This is a genomic window from Coleofasciculus sp. H7-1 (assembly GCF_057473865.1).
The window spans coordinates 16400-33868 of record NZ_JBYCCT010000009.1; the positions used below are offsets into that span (position 1 = coordinate 16400).

Annotated in this window: 19 protein-coding genes, 33 tRNA genes and 1 pseudogene; 43 read left to right on the top strand and 10 right to left on the bottom strand. The window is 46.0% G+C overall.

The genetic code is table 11. The features are described 5' to 3' along the window. Positions 1-186: 186 nt before the first annotated feature. From AC2VDX_RS01695 to AC2VDX_RS01900, 42 genes and pseudogenes are all read left to right on the top strand, one after another. Positions 187-387, top strand: a complete 201-nt coding sequence (locus AC2VDX_RS01695; protein WP_378174710.1) for a hypothetical protein — start codon at positions 187-189, stop codon at positions 385-387. A 175-nt stretch (positions 388-562) separates the two neighbouring features. Continuing rightward, positions 563-636 (top strand) — tRNA-Asp (locus AC2VDX_RS01700). A 174-nt stretch (positions 637-810) separates the two neighbouring features. Beyond that, positions 811-884: transfer RNA gene (locus tag AC2VDX_RS01705), tRNA-Cys, on the top strand. 6 nt (positions 885-890) lie between these two features. After that, positions 891-963: transfer RNA gene (locus tag AC2VDX_RS01710), tRNA-Lys, on the top strand. 10 nt (positions 964-973) lie between these two features. Beyond that, positions 974-1046 (top strand) — tRNA-Met (locus AC2VDX_RS01715). An 11-nt stretch (positions 1047-1057) separates the two neighbouring features. Continuing rightward, a tRNA-Glu gene (locus tag AC2VDX_RS01720) sits at positions 1058-1130 on the top strand. Positions 1131-1133: 3 nt separating this feature from the next. Next, positions 1134-1217 (top strand) — tRNA-Ser (locus AC2VDX_RS01725). Positions 1218-1229: 12 nt separating this feature from the next. Beyond that, positions 1230-1310, top strand: a tRNA-Tyr gene (locus tag AC2VDX_RS01730). Between the two features lie 31 nt (positions 1311-1341). Beyond that, positions 1342-1413, top strand: a tRNA-Trp gene (locus AC2VDX_RS01735). Positions 1414-1421: 8 nt separating this feature from the next. Further along, positions 1422-1499 (top strand) — tRNA-Glu (locus AC2VDX_RS01740). A 1-nt stretch (position 1500) separates the two neighbouring features. Continuing rightward, positions 1501-1572 (top strand) — tRNA-Asn (locus AC2VDX_RS01745). A 33-nt stretch (positions 1573-1605) separates the two neighbouring features. Beyond that, positions 1606-1699, top strand: a tRNA-Arg gene (locus AC2VDX_RS01750). 7 nt (positions 1700-1706) lie between these two features. Continuing rightward, a tRNA-Ser gene (locus tag AC2VDX_RS01755) sits at positions 1707-1792 on the top strand. Positions 1793-1801: 9 nt separating this feature from the next. Further along, positions 1802-1878: transfer RNA gene (locus AC2VDX_RS01760), tRNA-Phe, on the top strand. 7 nt (positions 1879-1885) lie between these two features. Further along, a tRNA-OTHER gene (locus tag AC2VDX_RS01765) sits at positions 1886-1963 on the top strand. A 10-nt stretch (positions 1964-1973) separates the two neighbouring features. Further along, a tRNA-Gln gene (locus tag AC2VDX_RS01770) sits at positions 1974-2048 on the top strand. A gap of 5 nt (positions 2049-2053) precedes the next feature. Further along, positions 2054-2128 (top strand) — tRNA-Gln (locus AC2VDX_RS01775). Positions 2129-2134: 6 nt separating this feature from the next. Then, positions 2135-2209: transfer RNA gene (locus tag AC2VDX_RS01780), tRNA-Leu, on the top strand. A gap of 4 nt (positions 2210-2213) precedes the next feature. Then, positions 2214-2287, top strand: a tRNA-Pro gene (locus AC2VDX_RS01785). A 118-nt stretch (positions 2288-2405) separates the two neighbouring features. After that, positions 2406-2480, top strand: a tRNA-Leu gene (locus AC2VDX_RS01790). A gap of 10 nt (positions 2481-2490) precedes the next feature. Continuing rightward, a tRNA-Met gene (locus AC2VDX_RS01795) sits at positions 2491-2566 on the top strand. 4 nt (positions 2567-2570) lie between these two features. Continuing rightward, positions 2571-2642: transfer RNA gene (locus AC2VDX_RS01800), tRNA-Thr, on the top strand. A 112-nt stretch (positions 2643-2754) separates the two neighbouring features. Next, positions 2755-2826: transfer RNA gene (locus tag AC2VDX_RS01805), tRNA-Thr, on the top strand. A 5-nt stretch (positions 2827-2831) separates the two neighbouring features. Beyond that, positions 2832-2903, top strand: a tRNA-Gly gene (locus AC2VDX_RS01810). 11 nt (positions 2904-2914) lie between these two features. Then, a tRNA-Gly gene (locus tag AC2VDX_RS01815) sits at positions 2915-2986 on the top strand. A gap of 5 nt (positions 2987-2991) precedes the next feature. After that, positions 2992-3069: transfer RNA gene (locus AC2VDX_RS01820), tRNA-Thr, on the top strand. Positions 3070-3075: 6 nt separating this feature from the next. Then, positions 3076-3148 (top strand) — tRNA-Arg (locus AC2VDX_RS01825). A gap of 310 nt (positions 3149-3458) precedes the next feature. After that, a tRNA-Ala gene (locus AC2VDX_RS01830) sits at positions 3459-3536 on the top strand. Positions 3537-3544: 8 nt separating this feature from the next. After that, positions 3545-3617, top strand: a tRNA-Ala gene (locus AC2VDX_RS01835). 5 nt (positions 3618-3622) lie between these two features. After that, positions 3623-3696 (top strand) — tRNA-His (locus AC2VDX_RS01840). A gap of 7 nt (positions 3697-3703) precedes the next feature. Then, positions 3704-3789, top strand: a tRNA-Ser gene (locus tag AC2VDX_RS01845). Between the two features lie 11 nt (positions 3790-3800). Continuing rightward, a tRNA-Ser gene (locus AC2VDX_RS01850) sits at positions 3801-3887 on the top strand. A 487-nt stretch (positions 3888-4374) separates the two neighbouring features. Continuing rightward, positions 4375-4446, top strand: a tRNA-Asn gene (locus AC2VDX_RS01855). A 12-nt stretch (positions 4447-4458) separates the two neighbouring features. After that, a tRNA-Lys gene (locus AC2VDX_RS01860) sits at positions 4459-4530 on the top strand. A gap of 329 nt (positions 4531-4859) precedes the next feature. Next, positions 4860-5096 carry a hypothetical protein gene (locus tag AC2VDX_RS01865; RefSeq protein ID WP_378174707.1) on the top strand — a complete coding sequence of 79 codons (237 nt, stop codon included), beginning with the start codon at positions 4860-4862 and terminating at the stop codon, positions 5094-5096. Between the two features lie 170 nt (positions 5097-5266). Next, complete coding sequence (locus tag AC2VDX_RS01870) at positions 5267-5473, top strand: hypothetical protein (protein WP_378174704.1); 207 nt, start codon at positions 5267-5269, stop codon at positions 5471-5473. Between the two features lie 2 nt (positions 5474-5475). Beyond that, positions 5476-5742: a type II toxin-antitoxin system RelE/ParE family toxin gene (locus AC2VDX_RS01875; protein WP_378174784.1), complete on the top strand. Its 267-nt coding sequence runs from the start codon at positions 5476-5478 to the stop codon at positions 5740-5742. A 368-nt stretch (positions 5743-6110) separates the two neighbouring features. Next, complete coding sequence (locus AC2VDX_RS01880) at positions 6111-6311, top strand: type II toxin-antitoxin system HicB family antitoxin (RefSeq protein WP_378174701.1); 201 nt, start codon at positions 6111-6113, stop codon at positions 6309-6311. Beyond that, positions 6308-6518 (top strand): annotated as a pseudogene (locus tag AC2VDX_RS01885) (type II toxin-antitoxin system HicA family toxin). Before AC2VDX_RS01880 ends, AC2VDX_RS01885 begins: the two are co-directional and overlap by 4 nt. Positions 6519-6730: 212 nt before the next feature. Next, positions 6731-7072: a DUF6972 family protein gene (locus AC2VDX_RS01890; RefSeq protein ID WP_378174698.1), complete on the top strand. Its 342-nt coding sequence runs from the start codon at positions 6731-6733 to the stop codon at positions 7070-7072. Continuing rightward, positions 7020-7289, top strand: a complete 270-nt coding sequence (locus AC2VDX_RS01895; RefSeq protein WP_378174695.1) for a hypothetical protein — start codon at positions 7020-7022, stop codon at positions 7287-7289. The genes AC2VDX_RS01890 and AC2VDX_RS01895 overlap by 53 nt, the downstream gene beginning before the upstream one ends. A 269-nt stretch (positions 7290-7558) precedes the next feature. After that, positions 7559-8623, top strand: a complete 1065-nt coding sequence (locus tag AC2VDX_RS01900) for a tRNA dihydrouridine synthase (protein WP_378174692.1) — start codon at positions 7559-7561, stop codon at positions 8621-8623. A gap of 140 nt (positions 8624-8763) precedes the next feature. Here AC2VDX_RS01900 and AC2VDX_RS01905 read toward each other — a convergent pair whose 3' ends face one another. Continuing rightward, positions 8764-9564 (bottom strand): hypothetical protein, encoded by an 801-nt coding sequence (locus tag AC2VDX_RS01905; RefSeq protein ID WP_378174689.1) that lies wholly within the window; start codon positions 9562-9564, stop codon positions 8764-8766. 145 nt (positions 9565-9709) lie between these two features. On the opposite strand from AC2VDX_RS01905, the gene AC2VDX_RS01910 reads away from it, so the two are divergent. After that, positions 9710-11053 (top strand): GTP-binding protein, encoded by a 1344-nt coding sequence (locus AC2VDX_RS01910; RefSeq protein ID WP_378174781.1) that lies wholly within the window; start codon positions 9710-9712, stop codon positions 11051-11053. Positions 11054-11253: 200 nt separating this feature from the next. Here the strand turns inward: AC2VDX_RS01910 and AC2VDX_RS01915 are convergent, their stop codons facing one another. From AC2VDX_RS01915 to AC2VDX_RS01955, 9 genes are all read right to left on the bottom strand, one after another. Next, a complete protein-coding gene (locus AC2VDX_RS01915; protein WP_378174686.1) occupies positions 11254-11511 on the bottom strand; it encodes a hypothetical protein in 258 nt (85 codons plus the stop codon). Positions 11512-11595: 84 nt separating this feature from the next. Continuing rightward, entirely contained in the window at positions 11596-12420 is an 825-nt protein-coding gene (locus AC2VDX_RS01920; RefSeq protein ID WP_378174683.1) for a TlyA family RNA methyltransferase, read from the bottom strand. A gap of 378 nt (positions 12421-12798) precedes the next feature. Beyond that, positions 12799-13611 (bottom strand): vWA domain-containing protein, encoded by an 813-nt coding sequence (locus AC2VDX_RS01925; protein ID WP_378174680.1) that lies wholly within the window; start codon positions 13609-13611, stop codon positions 12799-12801. Positions 13612-13766: 155 nt separating this feature from the next. Beyond that, the gene (locus AC2VDX_RS01930; RefSeq protein WP_378174677.1) at positions 13767-13943 is read right to left on the bottom strand and encodes a DUF3368 domain-containing protein; all 177 of its coding nucleotides are present in this window, start codon (positions 13941-13943) and stop codon (positions 13767-13769) included. Positions 13944-13963: 20 nt separating this feature from the next. After that, positions 13964-14311 carry a DUF5615 family PIN-like protein gene (locus AC2VDX_RS01935; RefSeq protein ID WP_378174674.1) on the bottom strand — a complete coding sequence of 116 codons (348 nt, stop codon included), beginning with the start codon at positions 14309-14311 and terminating at the stop codon, positions 13964-13966. After that, the gene (locus AC2VDX_RS01940; protein WP_378174671.1) at positions 14308-14628 is read right to left on the bottom strand and encodes a DUF433 domain-containing protein; all 321 of its coding nucleotides are present in this window, start codon (positions 14626-14628) and stop codon (positions 14308-14310) included. Before AC2VDX_RS01940 ends, AC2VDX_RS01935 begins: the two co-directional genes overlap by 4 nt. Before the next feature lie 122 nt (positions 14629-14750). Further along, positions 14751-15632 carry a hypothetical protein gene (locus AC2VDX_RS01945; RefSeq protein WP_378174668.1) on the bottom strand — a complete coding sequence of 294 codons (882 nt, stop codon included), beginning with the start codon at positions 15630-15632 and terminating at the stop codon, positions 14751-14753. 208 nt (positions 15633-15840) lie between these two features. Next, a complete protein-coding gene (locus tag AC2VDX_RS01950; protein WP_378174665.1) occupies positions 15841-16503 on the bottom strand; it encodes a Uma2 family endonuclease in 663 nt (220 codons plus the stop codon). A gap of 124 nt (positions 16504-16627) precedes the next feature. After that, positions 16628-17290 (bottom strand): translation elongation factor Ts, encoded by a 663-nt coding sequence (locus AC2VDX_RS01955; RefSeq protein ID WP_378174662.1) that lies wholly within the window; start codon positions 17288-17290, stop codon positions 16628-16630. Between the last annotated feature and the right edge of the window lie 179 nt (positions 17291-17469).

Below are 17469 nucleotides of genomic sequence, written 5' to 3' on the forward strand. Positions count from 1 at the left end.
ATAGATGACTTGGCAAAATGTCAGGCATAAAACTTAAGCTCACTCAGGAGTTTGGGTAAATTTCCTGCATCCTTCCAAAACCCTCAAAATATTTTTCCCCAACCCCTTGACACTTTGTGTAATATTTATGTAACATAAATATATTGAAAGAGGGAAAGAGACAAAAACCTCTAACCCAAAAAAGTCATGGTGCTACTCTACGTCCAACAAGTTAATAAACGCTGGCATCCGCCAGAATCCTTTGAGGTGCCGCATCAGCCTACTTCCAAAAAACCTGAAGTAGAGCCTGAACAACTGGATAATACACACCTCATTCAAACCAAAAATGCTGAATCTAGGCGTAACACCCAACAGGTTTATCACCTAGAACGGCGGTTCTTTCTGTAAATATTCTCAGTCTTTTTCTGAACCTTGAAAACTGAATAAGAAATCACCTATTTAACGATTGATACTGTGCATTTTTGATTAAGCACAGGCATCTCAAGTGGGGGGATAGCCTAGCAAGCAATGCCCCCCACATCCCGGAGATGTAACACGTTTGTAGCAAGATTGCTGAATTGATGAGGCTGTAACTCAGTTGCGTAGAGTGCTTGTCTGTCGAACAAGATGTCGCGGGTTCAAGTCCCGTCAGCCTCGTTCAGCAATATAGAGATTAATTTCTTAATCTCATATCGCTACAAGGTCCCATCGTCTAAGCGGCTAGGACACAGTGCTTTCAATACTGGAATCTGGGTTCAAACCCCGCTCTAGACTATGCGGCGATTTACTATCTGCTTCTTTTTGCAGATTATAAATTGCCCAAACCGTCGAGGTCGAGTAGCCAAGAGGCTCAAGGCGTCTCTCTGCAAAAGAGAAATTCGTGGGTTCAAATCCCACCTCGACCTCTCAAAGGGAGTATAGCTCAATTGGCAGAGCAGGCGGCTCTTAACCGTATGGTTGCAGGTTCAAGTCCTGCTACTCCCACTGCCATCAAAGGAGTATAGCTCAGGTGGTAGAGCAGCCTTCTCATAAGGGGCTAGTCGTAGGTTCAAGTCCTACTACTCCTACTGATAAACAAAGCCTCATCGTCTAGCGGTTTAGGACATCGCCCCCTCAAGGCGAGTACAAGGGTTCAAATCCCTTTGGGGCTATCTGGAGAGGTGGCTGAATGGTAAAAGCGCTTTTCTGCTAAAGAAGTTTGGGGCAACCCATTGCAGGTTCGAGTCCTGTCCTCTCCGCCTTTTTCACTTGGGTCGGCTCGCCTATTAGGGTGGGCAGCGGTCTGTAAAATCGTCCTTTTTTGGTTGCAGGTGCAAATCCTGCCCGACCCATTCGACTTTGGATTCAAAGTTCAAATCAAATGTGGGGATAGTGTAACTGGCAACATTTTGGTCTCCAAAACCAACGTTCTGAGTTCAAATCTCAGTCCCCGCGCCTTTCATAGTGCTGTAGGCAAATGGTTTAAGCCACTTGACTTTCAATCAAGCGATCTGCGGGTTCAAATCCCGTCAGCACTACCAATGCCCTGTAGCTGAGTGGTAAAGCAGCGAGCTGTTAACTCGACGATCGCAGGTTCGATTCCTGCCAGGGCAGTGCAGTCAAATGACTGTTTCCCTCATCACAAATGAGAGCGTAGTTTAACTGGATGAAACATCGGTCTACGAAATCGTAGCTTGCTTCCCGAAGGGTAGACGTGGGGGTTCAAGTCCCTCCGCTCTCGTCAACTTGGAGAGGTGGCTGAGTGGCTTAAGGCGCAGTTTTGGAAAAGCTGATCAAGTGTAACTTGACGAGGGTTCAAATCCCTCCCTCTCCGTTGAAATTTCCCCCGGTAGCTCAGTTCTTGGTGAGAGCGCTGGTCTGAAAAACCAGAGGTCGTCAGTTCGATTCTGACCTGGGGGGCTGTCGTTGCCTTGTAGCGAGCGTGGAAGTAGCGATCGCTTGGTTTCCCGAACGGTCGTAGGTTCAATCCCTACCAGGGCAGCCATTTATTTCATTGCCGGGTGGACGAATAGGCAAGTCGCAGTCCTCTGAAGTCTGAGATACAGGTTCAAGCCCTGTCCCGGCATCCACTCATTGCCCTGTGGTGTAACTGGCAGCATATCTGACTTTGACTCAGACGGTCTAGGTTCAAACCCTGGCGGGGCAGCCAAATCACGCTCCTGTAGCCCAATTGGAAGAAGGCGCTGGTCTTAAAAACCAGATGTTGTGGGTTCGAGTCCCACCAGGAGCATCAACGGGATGTGGCGCAACTTGGTAGCGCGGCTCCTTTGGGAGGAGAAGGTTACAGGTTCAAATCCTGTCATCCCGATATGCCTCTGTAATGCAACAGGTAGACATACTTTGTTGAGTGCAAAGTTGATGCTGGTTCGATCCCAGCCAGAGGTATTGGGTGTTAAAGCCTAAATACAAATAGACCAATCATTTTTGCCCCTGTAGCCCAATTGGCACGAGGCGCTTCGCTTAGAACGAAGAGGTTACTGGTTCAAGTCCAGTCAGGGGCATTGGTGCGATGCGGGGATGAAGCAAGGGCGGCTTGGAGGTCTCATAAGCCTCACATCAGTAGGTTCAACTCCTACCCCCGCCACCAAAATGCAGGCGTGGTGCAATGGCAAGCATAGGAGCGTCGTATCCTTCTGATGCGAGTTCAAATCTCGCCGCCTGCTCTTTGACAATGCAGATGTGGTGTAACCGGAAACATAAGGGCATGGTAAGTCCTTGATGTGGGTACCCTTCGGGAACGCTTCGCGAACAACCCCCGCCGTCTGCTCTGTTATTGCAGGTGTGGTGTTAATGGCAACACAGCAGCCTTGTAAACTGCTTATGCGAGTTCGAGTCTCGCCTCCTGCTCTCAAGCGGACATGGTGCAATGGTTAGCATCTGAGTCTTCCAAACTCTCGATACGGGTTCAAATCCCGTTGTCCGCTCTTTCAAATATGCGGGTGTGATGTAGTGGCTAGCATCTGAGTCTGCCAGTCTCAGCGCATGGGTTCGAGTCTCATCATCCGCTTTCGTAGTCCTGTAGCTCAACGGTAGAGCATTTGCCGTGTGCAAGCAAGGAGTTGCGGGTGTCAAATCCTGCCAGGACTACCAATATAAGCCCCCATAGCTCAGTGAATAGAGCAGCATCCTTCTAAGATGAAAGCCCCAGGTTTGAATCCTGGTGGGGGTGCTTAATACACTTCAAAAAGGAGGTTGCCTTCTTCTGCAATTAAGTTGGACGGGATGGAGCGATCGCGTCTTGCGTGACCCAATATGATAGAGCCTACATACTTTAGTACGAGAGGAAAAGTAACGCTGTTCTAATACAGCGGGCGTTTGAGAACGAGGAGTGCGAAGAACCCGGCAGGTTGGCTTCAAGGTAGCCATCCTTTAAAGAGTGTGTAACAACTCATCGGCGGAGTCCCTCTAGTAGCTGAGAAAACGCAATGCTCTGCTAACTTGCACGCGAGAGCGCGATCGCATTCAACAACACAAAACACGGGTCTGTAGCTCAAGCAGGTAGAGCGTCTACCTTGCAAGTAGAAAGATGTCAGTTCGATTCTGACCAGTATCCACCAAATTTAGTGGGTCATAGCTCAAAAGGCACGAGCGCCTGCTTTGCACGCAGGATGTGAGGGGTTCGAGTCCCCTTGACTCCATTATGGTGTCTGAAGCCAAAGCGGTAGCGGCGCTGGTTTGTGGAACCAGTCATAGCGGGTTCAATTCCCGTCAGACACCCTTAAATGGAAGCTGCTGCCGAGAGGACGGCAACCTGTCTCGAACACAGGAGTGCAGTGAATAACTGTAGGGGTTCGACTCCTCCAGCTTCCGTTATTCAACTCGGAAGATGCCGCCGAATGGACGGCAACTGCGCTTGAACCGCAGGGTACGGCAGAGATGTCGTAGGGGTTCGATTCCTCCATCTTCCTCTATCCACTGGAGGCTGAAAAGTGAAGCACCGTGCTGATAACGCGGCGATAGAAGGGGCAGTACCTTCCCAGTGGATTTCCCTTTGCTAACGGATATAGGGCTGATGCTACGAACATCGGTTGTGGTGGTTCGACTCCATCCAGAGGGGTTTCCCTTGCCTGCGGGATGCAGACCTAGCCCTCCGAAGGCTGGCGACCAAGTTCGACTCTTGGGCGAGGGGTTATTCCGGGATAGCTCAAGTGGGATTCGCGGCTGTGAACCGCGTCGTTGTAGGTACTCTCCCTTGAAGGCTGCGCCTACAAGTCCTACTCCCGGAGCCAATTTTTACCCGTGTCCTGACAGACAAAGCATACATACTCGGCTGTTAACCGACAAAACCAAATGCTTTTTCGACTTGCACGGGGTAAAACTTCCCTTACCTGCGGGATGCAGACCTGTTTTTCCTAAAGACGGAGTGCCAAGTTCGACTCTTGGGTAAGGGGTTAATGCCAGATAGCTCAATGGCGGAGCATCCGACTGTTAATCGGAGGGTTGTGGGTTCGACCCCCACTCTGGCAGTTTTATTGATACGGGTGGTTGGCATAGCGGCTGTGCAGCTGGCTTTTAACCAGCACCAGATAGGTTCAACTCCTATACCACCCATTATTTCCACTGGAGACCGAAAAGCGAGGTGCAATGCTTACAACATTGCTGTAGGAGGGGCAGTACCTCCCCGGTGGACTGATTGGTCATAAATTAGGTTAACGCCAGAAAACCCAACATCTACTTCTGCTTTGCATATACGCCAATATGAGCGATAAGCTCTTCGAGCATAGTTTCGCTTACCGCGCCTACCTTCCATCTCACGCACGAGCGTTGGGCTTTGGTGAGGGGTTATTTGTCGCTGATGAGTTTAGCTGTTAGCGTTCCAAGGATGCGATCGCTGTCTATTGCTATGATGCCTCGTAGAGAATTACCTACGTTTTGGAACCATGACTGAATTACTTCAGCGCGTCATTGCAGAGCTTGAGAAACTGTCAGAGGACGAGCAAGATGCGATCGCTACTCGTCTTCTAGCTGAATTAGAAGATGAACGGGCATGGAAAGTCCGCTTTAAATCCACTACAAACGAGCAATGGGATCGTTTAGCCCAAATGGTACGTCAGGAAATCGTTGCTGGCGATACCACTCCACTTGATGAAGTTTTTCCGCATAAGCAATTAGTTTAGCTGTTAGCGTTCCCAGGATGCGATAGCGAAGCGCTGACTTGTCAGTTCGCCGTTAGATTGAGATTGTGAGTAGACAATCAACCTTGAATCTGCCTTGATGTGGCTACTCATTCTGAATAATCATCGTCATGCTAGATTGATTAAGTAAGTTCGACACGGTGTTTCAGGCTATGAGCTTCAGTGATGTAGTCGAAGCAATCAAAAGCCTCTCTACAGAGGAAAAGCAAGAAATTCAATTGCTACTGAGGCAGTATCTACGGGAAGAGCGCCGCGAGGAAATATATGAAAACTTTCAAACAGCACGAGTGGAAGAGCAAAATGGCGAACTGAAATTCTCCTCCGATATTAATGCGCTGAGACAGTTAATAGAGGAGTGATGGTGGAAATCAGTTTTAGTTCCTCATTCCGTCGTGCTTTCAAAAAGCGAATTAAGGAAAATTTAGATTTAGAAGCAAAATTTTGGCAAAAGGTAGAGCAGTTTACCATAGCTCCATTCGAGCAAAGCTTGAAAACTCACAAATTGTCAGGCAAGCTCAAGGGTTTATGGAGTTTTAGCGTGGAATACGACGAGAGGGTGTTATTTTACTTTACTGAGGATGGGAATGCTGTATTTGTAGATATTGGTAGCCACGACGAGGTGTATTAAGAAACACAATCGGGGGTGTGAGGATAACAACACCGCTACACCGGACAGTGCGATCGCAAGCTCACCAGATATTAAGTTGACGCAAGGAAACCCAACACCTACTTCTGCTCAACATCTATGCCAATATAAGCGATAAGCTCTTCGAGCATAGCTTCGCTTCCCGTGCCTATCCCGTGCCTACCTTCCATCTCACGCACGAGCGTTGGGCTTTGGTGAGGGGTGATCTGTCGCTGATGAGTTTAGCTGTTAGCGTTCCAAGGATGCGATAGCGAAGCGCTGACTTGTCAGTTCGCTCTTAGGTCGAGATTGTGGATGGGCGATCGCATAGCTACACTAAAATCTAGGCACAGTGCTGTGAGAGATAGATTATGAAAATTAAGGCAGTCATCTGGCAGGAAGATGGAGTATGGTGTGGTTCTGTACCTGCTCTACCAGGCTGTCACACTTGGGGAGAAAGCTACGAGCAACTGTTGGAGATGCTAGAAGACGCTATTCAAGGTTGGCTGGAAGTTGCTAGTCAGCGCCAAGAGCTTGAGCCTGAGAAACAATTGATTGAGCTATCTGTATGAAGTCGGTTTCCGGTAAGGCTCTTGGTAAGATTGTTGAGCGACATGGTTGGGAACTAAAACGAGTCACTGGTAGCCACCAATATCTATGCAAAGGAAGATATCAGCGTCATTCTCTCCATTCCTGTTCATGGCAATCGGGATCTGCCTACTGGTACTTTGAGAAGCCTCCTGAAGGATGCTGAGCTTACTGAAGAAGACTTAGAGTAATAATGCGATCGTAGCTGATGAGTTTAGCTGTTAGCGTCGCAAGGAGGCGATCGCTGTCTATTGCTATGATGCCTCGTAGAGAATTACCTACGTTTTGGAACCATGACTGAATTACTTCAGCGCGTCATTGCAGAGCTTGAGAAACTGCCAGAGGACGAGCAAGATGCGATCGCTAAGCCTGATATGCTCATGGGATTTGACGATCAAATTCCATGAGTGGCATTGACCGTGAAATTATCCTCGATCTCCGGCATATCGCCAAACATCTACCGGATACAACTCAAGTGCAAAGGTTGTTGAGACGAGGACAATCTGCTCATGTTTTCAACGATGAAGCCACAATGGACAGAGTTGCCCAAGCCATTATAGAAAGAGGAGAGTACACAGGCATCATCAGGGGATACGAGCGTTACGGGTTATTTTTTACTGAACCAATTGGTTACAGAATCAGTCCTGATGATGGTTCGAGAACTCCACTGTTCTATGGAGAGGTGAAAATTGATGCAGAAAACCGATATCACGTCATTCCCCGGACTCGATCCAGTGAGGGATAATTGGCACTTTGCAGAAGTCTGGCTCGATCCAATGTTATCACCTCCCTATATATTGCTACTTCTTAGCAACCAGGCAGGACACTGGTGCGTGTACGATCCTGCCGAGGGTTACAAAGTCATATTTACCAGCTCAACTTACGAAGAAGCCCAGAATTGGTTGCTAGAAGATGAATATGAGCCGATGGAAGGGCGCGTCTCAGCATCCGACTTTCAGTAGAGTGCGATCGCAAGTTCGCCAGATATTAAGTTGACGCAAGAAAACCCAACAGATACTTCTGCTTTGCATATACGCCAATATGAGCGATAAGCTCTAGGAGCATAGCTTCGCTTACCGCACCTACCTTCCATCTCACTTCAAGCATAATGCCCAAGGATGGAACGATCAAAGTCGCAATTCTACAAGCTTTCAAGCTTTTCAGTCTTAGTGACAAGAAGTTTGTTAATCACGACAAATAATTTGTTATCCAATATCAACCGATCGCGCAAATGTCACAATCCGCTTTCCTTCCGCCTCCTATGTATCCGGGACTGAAATTAACGGCGCTTGCTCCTATGCAAGATGTGACGGATCTGCTATTCATGAGCGCGATCGCTAACTATGGCAGTCCCGATTATTTCTTTACTGAGTATTTTCGCGTCCACACCAGTTCCGGTTTGGATAAAAACATCCTCAGATCGATTACAGAAAACTCCACTGGACGCCCCATTTTTGCTCAGCTCATTGGTGAGAGCATTTCCGATCTAGTACGCATTGCTAAAGAACTGAGTCGCTATCCAGTAGCGGGTATCGACCTGAATATGGGATGCCCTGCGCCAAGAATTTATCGTAAAAACGTGGGTGGAGGACTGTTACGCGATCCCGAAAAGATTAGCCAAATCCTTAGCGAATTGAGGGGGGCTGTCGATGGGCTTTTGACTGTCAAAATGCGAATTGGCTTTGAAGATACCGCTAACTTCGATCGTATCCTCGACCTGATTAACCTGTACGACATCGATTTGCTGAGCTTGCACGGTCGTACTGTTAAGGAGATGTATCATAGCAACGTGCATTACGATCTGATTGCCCATGCCGTACAACGGGTTAATTGCCCAGTTTTAGCCAACGGGAACGTGACATCTGCCGCAACAGCAGCAGCCGTTCTGGACACGACAGGCGCAGCAGGGGTGATGATCGGTCGCGCTGCGATCCGAAATCCTTGGATTTTTAAGCAAATTCGCCAATACCTGAGCGGTGAACCTGTTTCTATCGTAACTTTGGGTGAAGTTCGCGACTACATTGAGCTACTGCGTCGAACGATGACAGCATTGACGGTACCGGAGAAAGCGCGGGTTAGTTATATGAAGATGTATCTAAATTACATCGGTCAGAGTGTGGATGCCGCCGGATCTTTCTTAAAAAATATGCGCCAATCCCAGACTGAGGCTGAACTATTTGGGGTCTGCGATCGCTATTTATTAAGCAACCCAGACCAAGAATTTGCTTCGGAGCCATATCCCAGACTTCTGGCTCGTCCTAGCTGCGAGAGTGCCCGCGAATTGATAGCAAACTGAAAATGGAGAATCCAGTGCGATCGCAATCCTAAATGATTCGTGAAGGCGAGATCCTAGGGCAACTCTTACGAAGTCCGGGATAGGAACCGCTGGCTCACAACTAAAATAGGATTGCTATAGTTGTTGCGTGTTTGTTTCGCTTATCGAGCAGCGGTGCAACCAGTAAGGACTGAGGCAGGAACGGGTACTTTAGAATTCGCCAAACCTTGTAATTGCTGTCGATAGGCGACTAACTGACTTTGAGTGTTTGGATCGCCAACAATCTTTCTCATCCGATCGATTACTTTGATCGCTTGCATCCAGTTTTGAGCGCAGACTGCCTTTTGTAACGAAGCGTTGAGATTTTCCTTTGGGACTTTTGGCGATGCCGACGAATTTTTAGTAAGCTTGAAGGAATTCAAAAAACCATCAATACTTTTAACTAAGTCTTGTTCTTTATCTGTTACTACGAAAACCTGGTAAAATCGTCTCCGATTTACCAAATAAAATCTACTTTTAACAATTACTCCTTGAGAGAGTTGCACTTTGAATTCTCTTCCGGGTGAACTTCCCAAATTAATGTTACGTTGGCTTAATAGCTTCCCTTTTGAACTATTTGTAAATCCATAAATTGCCCCAGCAAAGAAATCGTTAACATCACGAGGAGTCTTGATCAGATTAGCCGGGAGATCGGAATAACCAACTACATAACCTGCTTGATTAGGTCGGAAAGCCTGAAAGAGTTGCACTTTAATTGGTCCACCTTTAGTCTGGAGTGTTTGCTGACTTTGGTTAGGTGTACCGGGCATCAACACGGTGAAGCCTCCTCCTCTGGAAGAGAATTGCTTCCATACCGACTGAGCGAGTAGAATCGATTGCTCAGCTTGCACTGCATCAATTGTGGGATAGCCACCAACCAGGAAGGTGGTTAGGAAAAGAGAGCAAAAAAGTTGATTTTTCATTTCAGGTAGAGTGCAATCAAGCGATCGCAATGAGATATCGCGCGAAAATGGATCTGTAGCTTCTTCTAATTTAGCCTTGAGCCATCCTCAATTATCCCAAACGAATGCAACTGCTGGGGGTCACACATCCTCTGCACGCACCAATCTGCAAGAAACTCACTTCAATCGCGCTCGTGCTAGTCTGCGGCAAGCGCTGTCTTGGTATTCCCACACTCGCAGCCAACGGCATCCCTCAAAATTAGAAGCAACCGCAGCGCTGCAAACTGAACTGGATTTTTTGAAGTCTACGCTTGATAAGTTAGACCAGGGTGTGATTCGGATAGCCGCTTTTGGTTTGGTCAGTCGCGGCAAATCAGCGGTGTTAAATGCCTTAGTGGGACAGAAAATTCTGCAAACTGGGCCGCTTAATGGTGTGACTCAGTGGCCCCGTTCCGTGCGCTGGACGCCTAACGCGGCTGGTAAGGTGCAGGTGGAATTGATTGATACGCCTGGATTGGATGAAATTCAGGGGCAAGCGCGAGCCGAAATGGCGCGGGAGGTGGCGCGTCAATCTGACCTGATTTTGTTTGTGGTGGCGGGTGATATCACGCGAACGGAGTATCAGGCGCTGTGCGAATTGCGACTGAGCCAGAAGCCTTTAATTTTAGTATTTAACAAGATTGACCTGTATCCGGAGCAAGACCGACAAGCAATTTATCAACAGTTGCAAATTCTGGGTGCTGGTAGTCGGGAGAGGCGATCGCTCGCATCTTTACAAGAGGATGAAATTGTGATGGTGGCGGCGGAACCTGCACCGCTGGAGGTGCGAGTGGAGTGGCCCGATGGTCGCGTAACTCAGGAATGGGAGACGCCGCCGTCACAGGTGGATGAGTTGAAGCAGAAGATTTTGGGTATTCTGAATCGAGAAGGGCGATCGCTTTTAGCGCTCAATGCCTTAGTTCAGGCAAGAGAAGCTGAAGCAAGCATTGCTCAGAAAGTGGTGGCAGCTCGTGAAACTGAGGCGGAGCAGCTAATTTGGAGCTATGTAAGATACAAAGCGATCGCTGTTGCTCTCAATCCGATTGCTGTTTTGGATGTCTTGGGAGGAACGGTGGCGGATTTGGCGCTGATTCGCTCCTTGGCGCGGCTGTATGGGCTGCCGATGACTGGTTATGAAGTTGGAAAGCTTTGGAAAACCATTCTGTTTAGTTCGGGCGGCTTGCTGTTGGGTGAATTAGGCAGTAGTTTAGTTTTCGGGTTGGGCAAGAGTGCGGCGGCGATTGGTGCTGGGGAGAATCCCACGAATATTACCGCTTATGGCAGTGCAGCGATCGCCCAAGCTGGTATCGCTGGATATGGAGCCTATGCAGTTGGTCGGGCGGCGCAGGTGTATCTAGAGCAAGGCTGCACCTGGGGGCAGTTGGGAGCCAATACGGTTATTCAAGAGATTCTCAACCAGGTAGAACCGAATACAATTCTTTATCGCTTGCGGCAGGAATTGTTGCAATAGTTAAATGACAATTAACCACAAAGTTCTCTATCTTTGTGTCTTAGTGTCTTAGTGGTTCAAAAAGCAATTTTGGTAAGATTAACCACAAAGCCACAAAGGCACTAAGAAAGCACAAAGTTCTCTATCTTGGTTTCTTAGTGTCTTTGTGGTTCAAAATATTCTTTGACACTTGTGATTAACCCACCTACTTCACAGCGAAATTACTCTTGAGAAGAGTTAGCAGCATTATTGCTAGCACCTAATTCAGCTTCTGCACGATTTAACATTGACTCTTGTAAATGTTCGTCATGGTGACGGTGCTGCGACATCAATTCCCGCGCCTGTTCTTGGGTATGGGCGTCAGCAGCGTGGGTTTGGTTCACCTCAGCCTCTGCACGGCTTCGCATAGACTCGTGTAAGTGGTCGTCGTGGTGACGGTGCTGCGCCATCAATTCCCGCGCCTGGTCTTGGGTACTCATGCTTTGACCCTCTGCTTTTAAGACTTGCTTCTGTCTCAATTTGACCTGAATGGAGGCAAACGGTATCAAAATTGACAGAAAAATTTACGATTTAAGATTATCTCGAAAGTGAGATGTAGCGGATTCGGTAATCTGTCTAATTGCTTGCAAACTCGGCGGTGGTGTGGCGCTATCCATATCTAACCACAACAGATACTCGATATTACCAGCAGGACCCGTCACTGGCGACCAATTTAAGCCGCGATATTGCCATCCCAAGGGTTGCGCTGCTTGTAACACTTGGAAAATAGCATCTGCCTGATCGTCAGGATCTCGCACCACACCTTTTTTACCAACACGTTCGCGCCCGACTTCAAACTGCGGTTTCACTAGCAATACCGCTTCTCTGGGAGGCTGTGTCAACTTCCACAAAGCATCAAGAATTTTGGTTAGGGAAATAAACGACACATCCACAACCGCTAAATCTGCTAGCTGTTCGCCACCATACAATTCATCGGGTGTGAGATAGCGCAGATTAGTCCGTTCTTTCAAAACTACCCGCGCATCGTTGCGTAAACCCCAGTCAACTTGTCCGTAACCGACATCAATGCCATAAACTTTTTTTGCCCCAGCTTGCAGCAAACAATCGGTGAATCCGCCAGTAGAAATGCCGCCATCTAAGCAGATTCGATCGGGTACGGAAATGCCAAATTCTTCAAGTGCATGGATAAGTTTTTCTCCGCCTCTAGAAACAAAACGCGATCGCTCTTTAATTTTAATTTGCGCCGTGGTATCCACCTCAGTTCCCGGCTTATCAATGACTTGCTGATTTACCATAACTTCCCCAGCCCGAATTAGCCGCTGTGCTAACTGTCGGGAGGCGCATAAATCCAGTTCTACTAATAAGGTGTCGAGTCGTTGTTTAGCCATTAATTATATATATTAGGGATTGCTTGCGTGAAAGTTAAGATATCTCGCGCGATCGCGACAAGAGAAGGAACTGCACTGGGCGAGTTATTACACACTTTTTAAAGCATAGCTACTTAAGCAGCTTAACTCCCAGGTTCTTTGCTCCTTACTCCCACGTTTGCTGATAAACTCAAGTCGAAGCCACTATAGCAATCCTAAGTGAGTTTGAAAACTTTCTCTTTTCTTTCTCTGCGCTCTCTGCGTCCTCTGCGGTTCGTTATTCTTCACTAATCAAATAGGACTGCTATATTACTGTTCCTCTCGTACTAAAGTATGTATGCTCTACAAGGTTAGGTCACGCCAGCGATGAAAATTTTGAGTTTTAAGTTAATTCAAAACTCAAAACTCTAGAAAACCTCGCTTTCCAAGTCGTGCGATCGCAGATGCAACTTGCAGTCTTGGACAACCGAGAGCGTCAGCTGTAGCGCTTATATCTAGATTACCCAGACGTTGCACATTTTGTAACACTTTACGGTCAAATTCTAAGTCACGAAATTCGCCTTTTAACATCGTCACTATTTGACAGATGACATCTTTAGCATCGCGTACAGATGCACATTGTCCGCCTGTGCCAGTTGCGATAGCGAAGCGCCGACCTTGTCGGTTCGCGGTAAACGACTGCACGCAAGAGCGATCGCCTCCCATGCACAGCGCATGAACCGTCACCCGCTGATTTTCCGCCGCCGCCGTCACCCACTGCACCGTTAAACCATTAGGGTACCGCGCCGAATCGGTATGCGTGAAGCCGTCGCTGTCTCGATCTGCCTGGAAACCGTGTGGCGGCGCATCACCCACCAGCAAGATGAAACGACAACTGTTGCGTCTCCACTTCATCTGGTTAGCCGCATCCAGAACGCCATCATAAACCGCTTCCGGATGATCTCCACCACCGTCAGCCTCTAGTTTGTTGATGTTCTTCTGCATCTCCTGCAAATTTGCAGTCAGCGGATAGATGCGAGTTACAAAAGTCGTGTCTTGTGGAGGGTGATCGCGGTATTCTACTAAACCAACTTGCAGATCGATATCGCTATCAGCAGACAACAGGCGAATTGTATCCAACAATTGTTGTTTTGCTTCTTGGATGAAACCACCCATACTGCCAGTTGTATCAATTACAAAGCACAAGTCAACATGATTGAGAGTTTTTGTCATCAGTCTCACCTACTTTAAAGTTAGATAATTGTTAAATATTTAAATGCGTTAGCGAAGCAGCGCGTTAGTGCGAAGCACTACACAAATCAAACCGCTTGGTAAGCAATTTCCCAAAGCAGCGCCGCTATTTGTAATACATGTACTACATTATTGCTCTACTCTTCTGCGATCGTCAAGGCATCATCATAAAGCCGTTGACTAATCCGTGTGCCGTTGGCTATCAAGTCATCTAGCACCTCTTTAACGCTAGAGATATGCGATCGCTGTTTGTGAGAGAAGGTGGGATCTCTCAATATAGAAGGGTGATTTTCGTTGAAGAACTCAAACGCCAATTCTAATTTATAACTGGAAATTACAAGGGTAAGTATTGAACGTGGTTAGCTAATTCATCTGGTTCGGCAAGTTTAGCAATCAGTTCCAAATCGCTGATACACTTCCCAATTGGAACAACTAATTGATGAGCGTAGATGACACCAACAAAGTATATACCTTCCTGTTGACGGCGATTTGCTTCAGCTAAAAAATCCTCATCTTGTGAAAACAAGACGCGCTGAAGTTCCAAAGCACGGTTAAGTATAATGGGGTCAGGTGTTCCAGCGCGACCGTCTTCCTGTACTGTAAGGACATCTACATCTCGCAGGCGTAAACCATCTGTAATGGCTCGATTAACATTTTCATCCATGTAAAGAGCCACAGTCATTTTAATAGACCTTGCGATCGCAGTCTGGCAACTAAAGGAGATTCTCCTGCTTCTTGGCGTAACTTTTCAGCATACTGTAATCGCCGCTCAATATCTGCATCAATCTCTTCTTTATTATCCCAGTAATAAGCTAAGGTAGAATAAATTTGACTCATAGTCAAATGAGGATAGTTATAGTGCAACTCTTCGGGACTCCAACCATAAGCTTTTACAGAAGTAATTAATTCAACTACTTTCATCGAAGTTCCAGCAATGAAAGGGACGTTACGTTCATCGAGAAGCACATATTTATACTCGGTAGCTGTTGATTGCGTCATAGTTATGTTGGTAATTTCATCAATTTAAATTATGAACGATCGCGTTTTATATTTTAATCAGTAGGCTGTATTACGCTGTTGCTAACACAGCCTACTGCTTGAGTTAAATCAAAGAGTAGTTCCTACTTTTGGACTTTTCTTATTTTCTCTAAGAACTTTTTCTTAGATTTGTTCTCTCTATTAAGCTCAGAGACGACGTATTCCACAATCTCAGATAGTTCTACAGCAATTTCCGTACAACGGTCTTCATCAAGACCATGCAGACCACCGCTTAGATGATCATGAATTAGCTTAAAAGGGTTGACACCTTCAACGATTAGACTCTTCGGCGCAGATTGGTAAGTAATTTCGGTTTTTTGGGAGAAGTTCCGACTCTTTATGGCATCATCTATTTTCTTCAGTTCTTCAGAGTCTGCATTTTCATACTCCTTAAGTTCATAAATAAGTTTTAGCCATACATTGATCTGATTTTCAACCAATCGTCTCAAGTAGGCACAGGCTCCTACACCGTGAGATTGGCTCATGCACATACGAGCGCGTTTGTAAAGTTCTGCATCCTGACCAAGTTCTTTAACAATTTCTTTAGGAATAGAAATATCAAACGGAGGAACTTGTCCAATTTTGCGAATCCAACCTTCTTCTTTGTTAGATTCTATGAAAAATAAAGCCTCCTCTTCTTTACAAATCGTACAGGTAAATTGAAGATGAATAATCTCTGTTCGTATATTCTGTACTTGAACTTTGATTCTTGCTTTGAGATGCTCCTGTACTACTATTGTTCCTTGATTATTCTTAAAATCACGCTTTGCTCCGCAGATTGAGCATTCTTTTGAAATGACATTAACGCGATTATCAATAAAAAAATCACCTGTTTGAGTTACACAAGACAAATCAATTTTAAGTTTTGTGTACAAAGGAGATGCTTCAAGAAAAGACCTAAGTCTAGCAGCCAATTCTTCTTTCCTTTTCTCTATATCTTCAGAGGTTAGCTTTTTTACAATCATTGTTTTTCCAGAACAAAGCAATATTTCAATCAGCCCTATCTTAACACTATTTTTGATTTGGATAGGGCTACCAACCTAAAAAAACGTAATAAAAATGGAGTGGACATTTTGAACACTCTATAAGCATTAATGGGTTAATCAAATTACACTGGCAACGGTGTTTATCGAATTTACACGACTCAACTCGAAAAGCGCGATCGCATCCTTACTAAACCTCTTTTTCCCGCACTTTTTCCCTTATCCACTTACGCCAAGCACGAATAAAGGTAGTATCATCCTGGGTTTCTGCCTGCTGTAAAAATTGATTGATAATTTCAACAGATACAAATGTAAAAGTTGGGCTATTCTCGCAGAGATTATAACTTTCTGAGTGTAACTGGTAAATTTCTACCCGCTGCCCAACATAACGCCAAACTTCAGAAACTCCTAACTGTTTATAAATTACCAGTCTTCTACTAGAAGGACTGGTAATATCAACCTCAATTACCAGATCAGGTGCAGGGTCGATGTTTAAGTCTACCGTTCTACCTTGAATGCGCTCAACATTTTGGATGTAGTAGCAAGAATCTGGTTCTGCACCACGCTGTAAGTCTTCTCGATTTAGGGTTGTTGAACGAAATCCTTTGATTGGTAAATCCAACTCTTCAGTTAATGCCTCGATCATCCGTTCCAAAAGCTTCGTGTTGGTTTCGTGGCGGTCGGACGGCATTGTGATTTCTAATACACCTCGATCGTAGGCAAGACGAGAAGAACGATTATCCCCCATCTCAGTTAACAATGCTTGATAAGTTTGCCAACTAACTCCTTGCAGGATAACTCGATGGGTGTGTTCTCTCGGTATTTCTTGAACTGGCAGGGAAGGGCTTGCCATTGTTTCAACTTTTTATTATTGAGATTATCCTATTTTGGAAGTGCTGAGTAGAAGTAGATTAACGATTCTGAAGCAAGTAGGGCAGACAAGATGTCTACCCCACAAGTATAAGCTGTCAGCTTTATTAACTACCGCCCATTTGTGCTGCAACTTCTTCGGCAAAGTTACTTACTGGCTTTTCAATGCCTTCACTTAACTCAAAGCGGACAAAGCGACGCACTTGAATATTTTCGGCGAGTTGGGCGACACTTTGCTTTACCAGTTCTTCTACCACGATACTTTGGTCGCGAATGTAAGGCTGATCCATCAAAGACATTTCTTTCAGGCGCTTTTCGATTCGTCCCTGAACAATTTTTTCTTTGATATTTGCTGGTTTGTTAGCTAGGTCATCCCGCCCCATTTCGATTTCTGTTTCTTTCTTGACAATTTCAGCCGGAATATCTGCTACTTTTACGTATTCTACATTTGGACAAGCCGCAATTTGCATAGCGATGCTTCGCACTAAGGTTTGGAATACTTCACTGCGACTTACAAAGTCAGTTTCGCAGTTTACTTCTACTAGCACGCCGACTTTACCGCCAGTATGGATGTAGCTGTCAATAATTCCTTCTGCGGCAATACGATTGCCTCCTCCTATACAAGTCTGCATTATTTGATTTTGCCGCAGAAATGCGATCGCTTTGGTCATATCGCCATTAGTTTCATTCAGCGCTTTTTTACAATTCATCATGCCTGCACCTGTTTTTAAGCGCAGTTGTTGGACGACTTTTGCAGTTATTTCCACCATATTTTATTCCTGATTGACTAACAATTTTGTTGACCTCTCCCTAACCCTCTCCTAACGGGACTTAAACAATGAATTAAAACCAAATGAGTTATGATCCATGCCAGATAAGAAGTTCACGTTGAAAAATACCCATGAAGGAAACTACACCCGACGCAATGCCTCCATGCTTTGAGAAATGG